This is a genomic window from Mesorhizobium sp. WSM1343 (assembly GCF_055901535.1).
Genome location: NZ_CM148370.1, coordinates 1135979 through 1150006, shown reverse-complemented (window position 1 = coordinate 1150006; position 14028 = coordinate 1135979). Strand labels below are relative to the sequence as shown.

Here is a 14028-nt window from a genome sequence, read left to right as displayed (position 1 = left end):
TTCAAATCCGTATCAGAGAGAGTATGGCTTGCGCGGCCGCATCCGTTCCGGGTTTCAGCGCCATTTGGGCTGCATTGTGCTTGAGGCGGGCGCGCATGGCATCGTCGGCCAGCAGGCCGAGAATGGCTTTCTCCAACACTCCTTCGGTCCAGCCGTCACGGCCGATATGGTCGCCGGTGCCGGTCTCTTCGGCGCGTTGCGCGTTGTCGTGTCCATCCCAGCAATAGGGCATGATCAGCGACGGCACGCCGAAGCGCAGCGCTTCGCAAAAACTGTTGTTGCCGCCGTGATGGATGAACAGATCCGACTTCGCCACCACCGAGGGCTGCGGAAACCAGGCGTCGAGATAGACATTGTCCGGCACCGCGCGGTAAGCGTCGCGCAGGCCGCCGGCATTGACGATGAAGCGCGCCGGCAGCCTGTCGAACACCACCAGCATGCGCTCGATCAGGCCGACATCCATGGCACCCAGGCTGCCGAAGCTGACATAGACCAGCGGCCCGCCATTGCGCGGGAACACCGGCACCTCGAACGGCCCTTCAGAACGCACGCAGCCCTCGAGATAGACGAAGCGCGCGGGGTCGAGCGGCTCGGCACGCTCGCGGCGCACGATCGTCGGCGTCAGCAGCAGGTTGAGATCGGGCGACGTCTCGAGGAACTGACCCTTCGGCAGCGGCCCCAGTCCGGCATCCGCCCGAAAGCGGTTGAAGCGGTCATGCGCCGGCGCGCAAGCCGCCAGATACCTGGCCTCGAACGCCGCGCGTTGCGGGTCGTCCACGCCAAGCCCCGACAGATAGGGCGGCACATTGGCGTCCGGCAGCTCGGTCTCGGCGCAGGAGACGACGCGCACCCACGGACAGCCGGCGGCGGCGATCGCCGGGAACATGATGACATTGTCGAGCACCACGGCATCCGGCTTGAGCCGTGCCAGCAATTGGCGCAGCGGCGCCTCGGCATTGACCGCGGTGTCGACGATGGCCTGCCAGGTCGGAGCGACATAGGTCTCAAGCTGGTCGATCGGGCTCAGCCTGAAATGCGGCAGGTGCCGGCGCACGAAAGCCTGCCAGTAGCTCTGGCGTTGGCTCTCGCTCAGCGGCTCGTCGGTTGGCAGCTGGTATTCCTGGAAACCATAATCGGCAAAGACGCCGGAGAAACCGGCATGGCAGATGAAGACGGGCCGGGCGCCTTTCGCACGCAGAGCCTGCGCGATGCCGACGCAATTCAACGCCGCGCCGAAGCTTGCTTCGGGAAACAGCGCGATGGTCGGGCTGGCTTTACGCGTCAATTAATCCTCGTCATTCCGGCCGGCTGATCGTGCCGAACAGCGCGGGAGCCCCGCGGCTGGCCGCTTGCGGTCGCTGGTTGCGGGAGAGCCGCAGATGAATGCGAAGCAGATCGGCAGCCACCTCATACTGCAGGCTTTCAAGATGGTCGAGTATGACAAGGTGTTCGCGCAGCGATTGCCGCAATCGGAAGACGTTGATGCCGGCATAGATGCCCGGCAGCCGCCGCAGCCTGAGGTGATCGGCGAGCGCGTCGGCGATGAAGCGGTTGGCGCTGCCCTCGGCGAGCATGCCGTGAAAATCGATGTCCAGCCGCTGGAACTCGCGTGTGTCGAAGGCGGCGTCCGGCAACGTCACCAGCGCTTCCATAGCCTGGCGCAACGTCGCCGCCCGCGCGCCGTCCAGCCTGAAGCCGGGCGTCAGGATGGCCGCGGGCTCGAGCAGCAAGCGGAACTCGTAGCTGTCGCCTTGCGCTTCCGGATCGTCGGGCGTGCGCCGAAACAGCCAGGACTGGCCAGGCGCGCGATCCAGCAGATTCTCTTCGGTCAGTTTGTTCAACGCTTTTAATACCGTCTTGCGCTCGGCACTGTAGCGCCGCATCAATCCCGCGACGGTCACCGTCTGGTCCAGTCGCCGCGCCGAGCGGTCGCGCAGGATCGCCTCGGCCAACTCGTCCTCCTCGGCAGCGGGCAATTCCGTGGCGACCGAAGCCTGCGCGGTGAGGTCGATGGCCAGATGATAACCGGACTCCGCCTCCCAGCGCACGACGCCCCGTTCCGCGAGCAGACCGAGTGCCGCCCGCACCGGCGTGCGCGAGACATTGCACAGCGACGCGATCTGCTGCTCGGGCAAGCGTGCGCCGGGCTCGAAGCCGCGCTGGCGCGCCACATCCAGGATGCGCTGCGCCAGATCAAGATGGTTGGTGCGGGGTCGTCTGGCTGCGGCTTGCATGGCTGGTCCAGCGGAAAACGGATGACCGCATTGCTTTGACCGATCGCCCGAACGGACGCAATCGGCCAGTTTCCTCGGTCGTTTGACAAATTATGGATTGACGTACTTTTTTCTGCAATAGTACTGTCAACACAATCGGCGAGAAAAAGACCGAGGGAACAGGATCGAGGCAGCGGCAAGGGTCGCAAGCGTTGGTCCGGCGAATGAAATTCGACGATCAACCGAATGGGAGTCTGTCATGACCGCTACCAGCCTGCGGCGCCGTGCGCTGAAAACATCTTCGATCGCACTTGGCCTGGCCTTGGCGCTGTCCGCGCCGGCGACGGCTGCCGACCTCGTCATTTCCAACTGGGACGGCTACATGGCACCCGACGCCATGGCCGCCTTCAAGACCGCAACCGGCGTTTCGGGCGAAGTGGTGGTGCATGCCACCAATGAAGAGATCATGGGCAAGCTGATCGCCGCCGGCGGCAAGGGCTATGACGTGGTCTTTGTCTCCTCACCCTTCGCCGAGGTGCTGAACAAGCTCGGCCTGACCGAGCCGATCGACCACGCCAAGATCCCCAACCTCGCCAACCTCTATCCGGAAGCAGCCAAGCTGCCGCACGATGTCGGCAATGCCTTCTCGGTGCCCTACACCTGGGGCACCACCGGCCTCTGCTATCGCTCGGATCTGATGAAGGTCGCACCGGCCAGCTGGAGCGACCTGCTCGCGCCCTCCGACGAATTGAAGGGCAAGACCACCATGCTGGCGACCGACCGCTGGCTGCTGGCCGCCGGCCAGCTCGACAAGGGCTATTCGGTCAACGAAACCGACCCGGCCAAGATGGCCGAGGTCAAGGATCTGCTGATCTCGGCCAAGAAGACCCTGCTCGCCTATGACGACACCACCTTCTATTCCAAGCTGGTGTCCGGCGAGGCACTGATGGTGCAGGCCTGGGACGGCTGGTGCAATTACGGCATCGCCGAAAAGCCGGAGATCAAATACGTCATTCCCAAGGAAGGTTCGGACCTCTGGGTCGACACGATGGTGGTGATGAAGGCCTCCGCCAACAAGGACGCCGCCTTCCAGTTCATCAACTTCATGCTCGACGCCAAGAACCACGCCTGGGCGGCGCAGAACATCGACTACAAGGTGCCGAACAAGCCGGCCATGGAGAGCCTGCCGGCCGATTTTCTGGCAAAATTCCCCAACATGGCGATGCCGGTGGCCGATCTCGTCAAATTCGAGCAGTTGCGTGACGTCGGCGACGCCCAGCGCGACTATTCGAAGATCGTCAGCGAGATCAAGGCTGCGCAGTAAGCGGCGGCACATCAGAGACCACGGCCGACGGCGGGTTTCCGCCGTCGGCCGCTGAATGCGGTACCCAATCGTGTCCTCAACCAGACTTCGTTCCTCCTTGCTGATGGCCCCGGCGCTGGCCTGGCTCGCGGCCTTGATGGTGGTGCCGTGCGCGCTGGTACTGGCGCTCGCCTTCTTCCGGCGTGGCATCTATGGCGGCATCGAATACACCTTCACGCTGGAGAATTTCGGCCTGGTCTTCGACCCGCTCTATGCCGGCATCTTCCTCAATTCGGCGCGCATCGCCGGCACCGCGACCCTGATCGCGGTGGTGATCGGCTATGCTGCCGCCTACGCGATATCGGCGGCACCGCGCCGGTGGCAGCCAGTGTTCCTGTTCTTCGCCGTGCTGCCGTTCTGGTCCAACTATCTGATCCGCACCTATGCCTGGATCGTGCTGCTCAACCGCGAAGGCCTGATTACCCAGCTGCTGCGCTGGTTCGGCTACACCGGCGAGCCGCCGTCGATGCTCTACACCGAAGGCGCCGTCATCGCCGGCCTGGTCTATAACTACCTGCCCTTCGTCATCCTCGCCTGCTACGCACCGTTGTCGCGTCTCAACCCGGAACTCGCCGAGGCCTCGCGTGATCTCGGCGCTTCGGCAGCCACCACGTTCCGTCGTGTCGTCCTGCCGCTGACCGTACCGGGCATCGCCGCCGGCGCGGTCTTCGTCTTCGTGCTGTCGATCGGTAATTTCGTCACGCCCGCGCTGCTCGGCGGCGGCCGCTTCCAGATGATCGGCAACCTCGTCTACGACCAGTTCCTGACCGCCAACGACTGGCCTTTCGGGGCGGCACTGGCGATGGCGCTGATTGCCATCATGCTTCTGGTACTGACGGCGCAAGCGCTGGCCGCCAATCGCGCCTCGGGTCACGTCACGCAAGCCGGCGGTAACACCGATGGCTGAGCGCTCTCCCGGCACGCGGCGTACGCTCTGGTTCGTGCTCAGCCTCGTCTTCGCCTTCCTCTACATCCCGATCGCCGTGCTGGTGGCGCTGTCTTTCAACGAAGGCGGGCTGCCGACAGCGTGGTCGGGCTTCTCCCTGAAATGGTACGCCTCGCTGGCCGGCAATTCGGCGATCCTGTCCGCGGCCCTCAACACGCTGATCGTGGCGCTGGTCTCGACCGCGATCGCCACTCTGCTCGGCACGCTGCTGGCGATCGGCATCGAGATGCGCCGGCAATACGGCAAGGCCCTCGAAGCGCTGATTTTCGCACCGATGATCATTCCCGACATCGTGCTGGCGATCGCGCTGCTCTCGTTCTTCTCCATGCTCAACCTGACGATGGGCCTGCACACCATCATCCTCGCCCATGTCGTCTTCAACCTCGCCTTCGTCTGCTCGGTGGTGCGCGCGCGGCTGAAGAGTTTCGACTGGTCGATCGTCGAGGCCTCCGCCGATCTCGGCGCCTCAGCGCTCACCACCTTCCGGCGGGTGACATTGCCGGTCATCGCGCCGGCGGTGATTGCAGGGGCGCTGCTCGCCTTCACGCTCTCGGTCGACGAGTTCATCATCGCCTTCTTCACCGCTGGCGCCGGCCGCGCCTCGACGACGCTGCCGATGCAGATCTACGCCATGATCCGCTTCGGCATCACGCCGGAGATCAACGCGCTGGCGACCATCGTCATGGCGGTCTCGATCACCGCGCTGACCCTGTCGCAGCGGCTCAACCGTGGGATCATCGGCCAATGAGCGAACCCCGCACTCTGCTGGCCATCGATCATGTGTCGAAGAATTTCGGCAGGGTGACGGCTGTCGACGGCATCTCGCTCGACATCCGCGAGAACGAGTTCTTCGCTTTGCTCGGCCCGTCCGGCTGCGGCAAGACCACGCTCTTGCGCATGCTGGCCGGTTTCGAGACGCCCAATGACGGGCGCATCCTGCTCGACGGACGCGACATCGCCAAAACCCCGCCCAACAAGCGGCCGGTCAATCTCATGTTCCAATCCTATGCGCTGTTTCCGCATATGAGCGTTCGCGCCAATGTCTCCTACGGCCTGGAGATGGAACGTTTGCCGGCAGCTGAAATCCGCTCCCGCGTCGATGCCATCCTGGCGACGACCGAGCTCGTCCCCTTCGCCGACCGCAAGCCGGAGCAATTGTCGGGCGGCCAGAAGCAGCGCGTCGCGCTTGCCCGCGCGCTGGTCAAGCGGCCTCGCCTGCTGCTGCTCGACGAGCCGCTCGGCGCGCTCGACAAGAAACTGCGCGGCGCCATGCAGCTGGAATTGAAGCGCCTGCAGCACGAGGTCGGCATCACCTTCGTCATCGTCACCCATGACCAGGAGGAATCGCTCGTCATGGCCGACCGCATGGCGGTGCTGAAAGACGGCAGATTGCTGCAATGCGACACGCCGCACGCGATCTACGAACACCCCGCCGATCGCTTCGTCGCCGACTTCATCGGCGTGATGAATTTCGTGCCGGGCCAAGCCGCCGCCGATGGCGTTGTGGCCACGAATGGCGCACGCATATCAGGCAAGGTTCCGGCAACGCTCTCGCCCGGCGCATCCGCTGTCGCTTCGGTGCGCCCTGAGCGCATCCGGCTATTCCCATCGGTGGAAACCGCCAACCGCATCACCGGCACGGTCGACGCGCTGGCCTATCACGGGCTTGACCTGCAGCTGCATGTCCGCACGCCCCTGTCGCCAAAGCCGTTCCTGGTGCGCGTCACCGCAGATGCCGCCGACCGCCGGCCGGTCTCGTCGGGCGACCAGGTCGAACTCGGCTGGGATGCCGCCGATGTCAGAATTTTCGCAGAATGACAGGAGAAGCCTGATGGCGCAGAAGACGATCGCGTTTTTTCCAGAAGCCGCCTACGGCCCGGCGCTCAATTCCGTCGGCATCGCCCAGGCAGTCGAAGCGCGCGGCCACAAGGCGGTGTTCCTGTCCGACCCCGGCTTCGTCGATGTCTACAAGGGCTACGGCTTCGAGGCGCATCCGGTGAACCTGTCGGAGCCGATGCCGCCCGAGCAGATGGCGAAATTCTGGGAAGATTTCATCAACGGCCATATCCCGAACTTCCGCAAATCGCCCTACGACCAGGTCGACAACTACGTCAAGGATTGCTGGACGGCGATCGTCGACAGCGCCAAATGGGCGCAGAAGGATCTGCCGCGCGTTCTCTCAGCCATCAAGCCGGATGTGATCTGCGTCGACAACGTCATCCTGTTCCCGGCCATCAAGCAGTACGGCAAGCCGTGGGTGCGCGTCATCTCCTGCTCGGAAAACGAGATCGAGGACGAGGACATCCCGCCCCATCTCTCCGGCTGCGGCGAGAACGACCATGCCGGCCACCAGCGCTACCGCGACCACTTCAATGCGGTGATCAAGCCGATCCATGACGACTTCAACGGCTTTCTCACCGCCAACCACGAGGCGCCCTATCCGGTCGGCCAGTTCTTCGAAGCCTCGCCCCATTTGAACCTGCTGCTCTACCCCGAGGCGGCAAAATTCAAGCGCCGCCATCCGCTCGACCCGGCAAAATTCCAGTATCTCGAAGGCTGCGTGCGGCACGAAAAGCCGTACACGGTGCCGACCTTCTCCAGGAACAATGACGGGCCGCTGCTCTACGTCTCCTTCGGCAGCCTGGGCGCCGGCGATGTCGAGCTGCTGAAGCGCATCATCGCGACATTGGGCAAGACGCGCTACAGGGCTCTGGTCAATGTCGGCGGCTACAAGGACCAGTACACGGACGTGCCCGGCAACGTCATTGTCGACAGCTGGTTTCCGCAGCCCTCGGTCATCCCGCAGGTCGATGCCGTCATCCACCATGGCGGCAACAACTCGTTCACCGAGTGCCTCTATTTCGGCAAACCGGCCATCATCATGCCCTATGTCTGGGACGGCCACGACAACGCCACCCGCGTCGAGGAAACTGGCCACGGCTTCGGCATGCCGCGCTACGACTGGACCGATGCCGAGCTGGTTGCCAGGATCGAGACCTGCCTGACCGACCCGGCGATGAAAGCCAAGCTGGCGAAGACATCGGCGCAGATGCACGCGCAGAATGGCCCGGAGAAGGCGGCAGGATTGCTGGAGGGGTTGCTGTGACCTCCTCCGCCCCACACCTCCACCAGGCCTCCACCCGAACCGACCTCGTCGACTGGGGCGTCCAACCTGACGCGCTGGACGGCGCTTCGCGCTCCACCGGCAGGCTCGTGCACAAAGGGCCAAACAACCAGCCGGAATCCGGCATCTGGGTCTGCACGCCAGGCCGCTGGCGCCTCAGTATCCCGCGCGACGAATTGTGCCATTTCGTCGCCGGCCGCGCGACCTACCGGTCGGATGTCGGTGAGGTGATAGAAGTCTCCACCGGCACCGTGGTCATGTTCCCTGCCGGCTGGAGCGGCGAATGCACCGTGCATGAGACGATGCGCAACGTCTACATGCTGGCGTGACCACGGAGCTTGATGACATGTCGACACCGCACTGGCCGAAGGCTTCGGCCGTGAAATTGGAAGACTGGGGCGCGGGCAGCCACACGCTCGCCGGTTCGCCGCGCGCTTCGGGCAAGATCCTGGCGCAGAACCCGGACGGATCGAGCGAATGCGGCCTGTGGGCGTGCACGCCGGGCACGCGCAAGGTCACCTTTGGCGCCGACGAATTCTGCCACTTCCTGTCGGGACGCGGCAGCTATGTCCATGACGACGGCGAGGAGATCGCGGTCGAGGCCGGCACGCTGGTATTCTTCCCCGCCGGCTGGACCGGCATCTCCATCATCACGCAAACGCTGACCAAGGCCTTCATGTGCCGCTGAGCACCCATTTCCAAGGAATCGATATGACAACCCCCATCATGAAATCCCCGCTTAGCATTACCGACCTCGTCGACTGGGGCGTCATCCCGACCATGATCGAGGGCCAATCCCATACCTCGGGCAAGCTGCTGTACAAGGGGCCGGAAGGCCGCTCCGAATGCGGGCTTTGGGTATGCACTCCGGGCAAATGGCACTGCCATGTCACCCGCGACGAGTTCTGCCACTTCCTCGAAGGGCGCTGCACCTATGTGCATGAATCCGGCGAGGTCATCGAGATCGAGCCGGATACGGCAGCGTTCTTCCCGCAGGACTGGAAGGGCGTCTGCACCGTCCATGAGACAATCAAGAAGGTCTACATGATCCGCTGAGCCTTCTCGATAATTCTGCCCTGCCGGACACCTGACGCGGCTTTCTGCGCTTCCGGTGCTCACGGACTAAATGTCCGCTGCGCTCCGGTTCTCGAAAGCCACGCCATCTGCCTCGGCAGGACGAATTCTCAAAAAGGCTCCATAAATGGAGAAGGACAAAATGGATTTCTCTCCTGACCGGCCAACCTTCTTCGTCAATCCGGACTACCGGCCGATGGCCGGCGCGGCAAAACCGGTGATCGATCCGGCGACGCTGGAAACCGTCGGCGCCATTGCCGCCGCCAGCGACGGCGAGATCGACGCTGTGCTCACGGCGGCAACCAGGGCGCAGGCCGCCTGGAAGAAGCTCGACGCCAAGAGCCGGGCCAAGCAACTGCATGCCGTCGCCAACGCCATCGAGGCGGCGGACTTCACGCGTTGCGCCGAGCTGATGGTGCGCGAGATGGGCAAACCCTACCCCGAAGCGATCGGCGAGATCGCCAATTGCGCGCCGATCTTCCGCTACTATGCCGAGATGGCGCGCGACGATGCCGGCAAGATCGCCGGCACGACGCAGGCCGGTTCGTTCCAGTATGCGCGCTACGAACCTTACGGCGTCTCCGTACACATCATGCCCTACAATTTCCCGATCCTGCTGATGTGCTGGACGGTCGCCGCATCGCTCGCCGCCGGCAATGCCTGCATCATCAAGCCGGCCGAGGCGACGACGCTGTCGACGCTGGACTACATGACCGTGTTCCGCTCGCTGCCAGAGGGGCTGGTCTCCTGCCTGCCCGGCGGAGCGGCCACAGCGCAGGCGCTGATCGCCTCCGACCGCACCCATGCCGTTGCCTTCACCGGCTCGGTCGCCGCAGGCCAGGCGGTGGCGGTGGCCTGCGCCGAACGCATGAAGCCGTGCGTCATCGAAGCCGGCGGCAGCGACCCGCTGATCATCAGCGAGCATGCCCCGCTCGAGATCGCGGCGGCCGGCAGCGTCACCGCCGCCTTCCACCTCACCGGCCAGGTCTGCACTTCGGCCGAGCGCTTCTTCGTCGTCGATTCCGTGCATGACCGCTTCGTCGCGCTGTTCGCCGAAAGGACGCGGGCGCTGCGCATCGGCAACGGCATGGACAAGACCGAGATCGGCCCGCTGGTCAGCGAAAGCGCGCGGACCAAAGTCATGCGCCTTGTCGACGATGCGATCGCTCATGGCGCCGTCGCAGTCACCGGCGGGCGCATCCCGCCTGCGTACAATGTCGGCTGGTTCTACGAACCGACGATCCTGACCGGCGTCACCCCTGATATGGCGATCGTGCGCGAAGAGTGTTTTGGACCCGTCGCCGCCATCTGCCGGGTCAGGGATTTCGACGAGGCGATCCGGCTTGCCAATGACAGCCCGTTCGGGCTCGGCGCTTCGGTGTTCACATCGGATCTGGCCGAAGCCCACGAGGCGGCTGAACGGCTCGAAGCCGGCATGGTCTGGGTCAACAACCCGCTGATCGACAATGATGCCCTGCCGTTCGGCGGCTGGAAGGCCTCGGGCCTTGGCCGCGAGCTCGGACGCCAGGGGCTCGACGCTTTCCGCCGCTCCAAAATGGTGATCATCGACCACAAGCCTGCGATCCAGGAATGGTGGTATCCCTATCCCGACAGCTGGTTCCGCGAGACCGGCGGCCGCAAGCATGTCTGAGTGTTTCGAGCCTGGCTATCCCTTGACGCCAGCTCGGTGGCTATCCCTGGATAGCCAGCCCGACCATGAGCGGGAAAAGGCATTGCCGCCGAGTGAAACCCGGCGGCATTGCCTTTGACTGACCACTACCGTTTCGGCGGCGGTTCGTTACGGCGTCGTTTCCGTCTGCATCGCGGCAGCCGTCTGGTCGATCTTGCCGGCAAGGACGTCTTGAGCCCAGGACGTGACCGCAGCGTCGACGGGCTTGTTGGCCATATCCGCCAATGCCGCGTCGAGCGATGCATCATCGGTGCCGACCGCGGCCGCAGCAGCAGCAGCGTTGTCGGCAGCGACCTCGGCCTGCAGAGCAGCTATCTTCCCAGGCAGGGCCGCCTGATCTTCGGGCGACATCGCGGCAATCTGATCGGGTGTCAGGGACGTCAGCGCATCCAGCTTAGCCTGTGCTGCGTCGGCGGCGGCCTGAGCGACCTTGGCTTTGGCGGACTGCGTCACGAATGCCTGAAGGGCGGCGAATTTCTTGCTCTTCGAGTTCATATAGGCATTGATGTTGCGCTTCAGCGAGCTCACCCGGCCAAGCTTGGCGTGGATGTTCTTGCCTTTGGGCACGGACGAGACCTTGGTGGTCTTGTCGACCGTGGTGTCGTCCGCTTTGGCCACCTGGCCGGGGGCCGACGACGACTTGCCGTGCGAAGCGCCGCTCTTGCCATTGCCGCCGTTGCCATTGCTACCGCCGTTGCCGTGCCCGTTGCCTCCGGCATTGCCACCGCCACCGCCGTGCCCATTGCCGGCGAGCGCCGGAGATGCCAGGAGCGCCAATGCGGCAAGCGCCGACAGCAGAGTTTTCCGGTTTGTCATGGTAATCTCCTCGGGAATCGTCGCCCTGGCCCGACCGCTAAGCGACCGTCCTATGAGGAATTGCTAATAGTGCAGAGTAAACTTTAGACAAATGCTGTCTCAATACGCGATCTGGCACCCGGCCAGAAACTTAACTGACTGATATCAAACACAAATTCACGCTCTTGGACGGCCATGGCACTGAAGTCCCATGCCGGCAGGACTATAGTCCTGCCGGCAAGCAGCGGCATGGGTGAAAGTCTTTGCGTGGTATATCGGACAAGCTTTGAAAACAGGGGAGTTGATAGCGAAAGCAAAAGGCTCAGCCGATACTTTCACCGCCGTCGATTACCAGCGCCTGGCCGGTCATGAAGGATGAACGGTCGGAGACAAGAAACAGGATCGCTTCGGCGATCTCATCGGCGCTGGCCCAGCGGCCCATCGGGATCTTGGTGCGGACATAGGTTTCGATCGCCCCGCGTCCGCCCATCTGGGCGATGAACGGTTCGTTGAACGGCGTGTCGACCCATCCCGGACAGAGCGCGTTGACGCGCACATTGTGCCGGGCATAGTCGAGCGACATCTGCCGTGTCATTGCCACCACCGCATGTTTGGAAGTTGCGTAGGCAATCATCTCGCGGTCGTAGAACACGCCCGAATTGGAGGCGGTGTTGAGGATGACCCCGCCGCCCTGCGCGATCATCGAGGGCATGACCTGTCTCGCCGCCAGGAACTGCGCCCGCACATTGACCCGCCACGAGGCATCCATGCCGCCGACCTCCACTTCGGTCAGCGTGCCGCCGATCTGGATGCCGGCGTGATTGTGCAGGATGTCGATGCGCCCATGCCTGTCGAGCGTGCCGGCAATGAGCTGTTCGACCGCCGCATCATCAGCGACATCGGTCTTGATCGCCTCGGCCCGTCCACCCGCTGCCCGAATGTCCGAAGCCGTTGCTTCGCCGGCAGCCTGATCCCTGTCGGCGATGACGACCATCGCGCCTTCCCTGCCCATGATCATGGCGCCGGCGCGCCCGATGCCGGAGCCGGCGCCTGTCACCACGGCGATGCGGTCTTTGAGGATCATGATGCGGCTTTCAGTTCGACGGCTTGCGATGGCGCAACTGCCATTGGGCAAGCACCACGAGCAGCACGGAAGCGACGAGCACGATCGTCGCGATGGCGTTGATCTCCGGCGTCACGCCGCGCCGGATCGACGCGAAGACATAGATCGGCAGCGTCGTCTGCGCGCCGGCGACGAAGAAGGCGATGATGAAATCGTCGAAGGAAAAGGTGAAGGCGAGCAGGAAGCCGGCAACGACCGCCGGCATGATCTGCGGCAGCACGATCGAGCGGAACGTCGTCAACGGCGTCGCGTAGAGATCGCTCGACGCCTCGACCAGATTGCGGTCGAGGCTGCCGAGCCGCGTGCCGACGATCATCGTCACCAGCGCCATCGAGAACAGCCCGTGCGCCGCGATGATCGAACCGTAGCCGAGCGCCAGCCGCGGCGGCTGATCGTCCGGCCAGATCGAGGCGAGGAACGGATTGACGACGGTGAACAATTGGACGAGCGCGACCAGAGTCGAAATGCCGATGACGATGCCCGGAACGACGATCGCGGCGCCCAGAAGTGCGTCGAAGACCGCGCGGGTCCGCACGCCGACGCGCGCCAGGCCGAGTGCCGCCGCGGTGCCGCACAGCGCCGCCAGCAAAGCGCTGGTGGTGGCGATGAACAGGCTGTTCTTCAGCGCTTCGACCAGGAACGGGTTCGCCAGTGCCTTGCCGTACCATTGCACCGAAAAGCCGGTGAACTCGCTGGCATGGTGGCCGGCGTTGAAAGAAAACAGCACCACCAGCGCGATCGGCAGATAGAGGAAAGCGAAGACGGCAATGACGAAAGCCCGCATCAGATCAGATCCACCCGGCGCGCGCCCGAAACCCGGGTCGAAATGCGGTTTGCGGCAATCAGCACCACCACCGAGACCAGCACCAGCGTGATGGCGATGGCCGATCCGAACGGCCAGTTGCGCGATTGCAGGAACAGATCGACCAGCGCATTGCCGATGAAGAACACCTTGCCGCCGCCAAGCAGCGTCGGGATCAGATATTCGCCGAGCAGCAGGATCATGACCAGCGAGAAGCCGGTCATGACGCCCGGCAGCGACAGTTTCAGTGTCACGCCGAGGAAGGTCGAAAGCGGTGTCGCGCCGAGATCGGCGGAGGCCTCCAGCAGCCTGCGGTCAAGCCGTTCGAGGCTGACATAGACCGGCAGGATCATCAGCGGCAGGTAGCCATAGACGATGCCGAGCAGCACCGCGCCCGGCGTGTTGATCAGCCTGACATCCTCGATGCCGACAAAGGCGAGCAGCGCCGGAATGCCGCGCCCGCCCAGAATGTACATCCAGGCATAGGTCCGCATCAGCAGGCTGGTCCAGAACGGAATGACGACCAGCGCCAGCAGGATCAGCCGCCAGCGCTGCGGCGCGCGCAAGGCGAGATAGTAGGCAACGGGATAAGCGACGAGAAGGCAGGCGAGCGCTCCCACCGGCGCCAGCACCATGGTGTTCCAGAAGGCGGTCGCCCGCGCCGGAAGATTGGCATATTGCGCCAGCGTAAAGGCGGCCTGATAGCCGCCTTCCGGTGCGCGTTCGCCGACGCTGAACACGGCGATGGCGATGAACGGCAGCACCAGGAACACCACCAGCCACGCGGTCGCCGGACCGAGCAGCATGGCGGTCAGAAAACTCCTACGAAGACGGCTGCCCTGCATGGAAAGATTGCCCCGGTGCCGGCGGGCATAAACCCGCCGGTCAAATTATCTGA

15 protein-coding genes are annotated in these 14028 nt (G+C 64.0%); 9 read left to right on the top strand and 6 right to left on the bottom strand.

Annotation, left to right across the window (positions count from 1 at the left end):
• Position 1: 1 nt before the first annotated feature.
• Positions 2-1285 (bottom strand): nucleotide disphospho-sugar-binding domain-containing protein, encoded by a 1284-nt coding sequence (locus AC0NIL_RS05525; RefSeq protein WP_473572874.1) that lies wholly within the window; start codon positions 1283-1285, stop codon positions 2-4.
• A 10-nt stretch (positions 1286-1295) separates the two neighbouring features.
• Positions 1296-2234: a GntR family transcriptional regulator gene (locus tag AC0NIL_RS05520; protein ID WP_127367740.1), complete on the bottom strand. Its 939-nt coding sequence runs from the start codon at positions 2232-2234 to the stop codon at positions 1296-1298.
• A 238-nt stretch (positions 2235-2472) separates the two neighbouring features.
• On the opposite strand from AC0NIL_RS05520, the gene AC0NIL_RS05515 reads away from it, so the two are divergent.
• From AC0NIL_RS05515 to AC0NIL_RS05475, 9 genes are all read left to right on the top strand, one after another.
• Entirely contained in the window at positions 2473-3537 is a 1065-nt protein-coding gene (locus AC0NIL_RS05515) for a polyamine ABC transporter substrate-binding protein (RefSeq protein WP_063169495.1), read from the top strand.
• 103 nt (positions 3538-3640) lie between these two features.
• Positions 3641-4483, top strand: coding sequence for an ABC transporter permease (locus AC0NIL_RS05510; protein WP_013528945.1), 843 nt, complete (start codon positions 3641-3643; stop codon positions 4481-4483).
• On the top strand, positions 4476-5270 hold the full coding sequence (locus AC0NIL_RS05505) for an ABC transporter permease (RefSeq protein ID WP_013528944.1): 795 nt from the start codon (positions 4476-4478) through the stop codon (positions 5268-5270). The genes AC0NIL_RS05510 and AC0NIL_RS05505 overlap by 8 nt, the downstream gene beginning before the upstream one ends.
• Positions 5267-6340, top strand: a complete 1074-nt coding sequence (locus AC0NIL_RS05500) for an ABC transporter ATP-binding protein (RefSeq protein ID WP_013528943.1) — start codon at positions 5267-5269, stop codon at positions 6338-6340. The genes AC0NIL_RS05505 and AC0NIL_RS05500 overlap by 4 nt, the downstream gene beginning before the upstream one ends.
• Before the next feature lie 13 nt (positions 6341-6353).
• Positions 6354-7628 carry a glycosyltransferase gene (locus AC0NIL_RS05495; RefSeq protein WP_013528942.1) on the top strand — a complete coding sequence of 425 codons (1275 nt, stop codon included), beginning with the start codon at positions 6354-6356 and terminating at the stop codon, positions 7626-7628.
• Positions 7625-7975 carry a cupin domain-containing protein gene (locus AC0NIL_RS05490; RefSeq protein ID WP_473572871.1) on the top strand — a complete coding sequence of 117 codons (351 nt, stop codon included), beginning with the start codon at positions 7625-7627 and terminating at the stop codon, positions 7973-7975. Before AC0NIL_RS05495 ends, AC0NIL_RS05490 begins: the two co-directional genes overlap by 4 nt.
• A gap of 17 nt (positions 7976-7992) precedes the next feature.
• Positions 7993-8334 (top strand): cupin domain-containing protein, encoded by a 342-nt coding sequence (locus AC0NIL_RS05485; RefSeq protein WP_473572870.1) that lies wholly within the window; start codon positions 7993-7995, stop codon positions 8332-8334.
• A 23-nt stretch (positions 8335-8357) separates the two neighbouring features.
• On the top strand, positions 8358-8702 hold the full coding sequence (locus AC0NIL_RS05480) for a cupin domain-containing protein (protein WP_473572869.1): 345 nt from the start codon (positions 8358-8360) through the stop codon (positions 8700-8702).
• 160 nt (positions 8703-8862) lie between these two features.
• Positions 8863-10371, top strand: a complete 1509-nt coding sequence (locus tag AC0NIL_RS05475; protein ID WP_473572867.1) for an aldehyde dehydrogenase family protein — start codon at positions 8863-8865, stop codon at positions 10369-10371.
• A 147-nt stretch (positions 10372-10518) separates the two neighbouring features.
• On the opposite strand, the gene AC0NIL_RS05470 is transcribed toward AC0NIL_RS05475, so the two are convergent.
• The 4 genes from AC0NIL_RS05470 to AC0NIL_RS05455 all read right to left on the bottom strand — a co-directional run bounded on the left by AC0NIL_RS05470 (position 10519) and on the right by AC0NIL_RS05455 (position 13975).
• The gene (locus AC0NIL_RS05470; RefSeq protein WP_473572866.1) at positions 10519-11226 is read right to left on the bottom strand and encodes a hypothetical protein; all 708 of its coding nucleotides are present in this window, start codon (positions 11224-11226) and stop codon (positions 10519-10521) included.
• Between the two features lie 301 nt (positions 11227-11527).
• Positions 11528-12289 (bottom strand): SDR family NAD(P)-dependent oxidoreductase, encoded by a 762-nt coding sequence (locus tag AC0NIL_RS05465; protein WP_473572864.1) that lies wholly within the window; start codon positions 12287-12289, stop codon positions 11528-11530.
• Positions 12290-12299: 10 nt separating this feature from the next.
• Complete coding sequence (locus tag AC0NIL_RS05460) at positions 12300-13112, bottom strand: ABC transporter permease (protein WP_473572863.1); 813 nt, start codon at positions 13110-13112, stop codon at positions 12300-12302.
• Positions 13112-13975: an ABC transporter permease gene (locus AC0NIL_RS05455; RefSeq protein WP_473572862.1), complete on the bottom strand. Its 864-nt coding sequence runs from the start codon at positions 13973-13975 to the stop codon at positions 13112-13114. Before AC0NIL_RS05455 ends, AC0NIL_RS05460 begins: the two co-directional genes overlap by 1 nt.
• Positions 13976-14028: the final 53 nt, after the last annotated feature.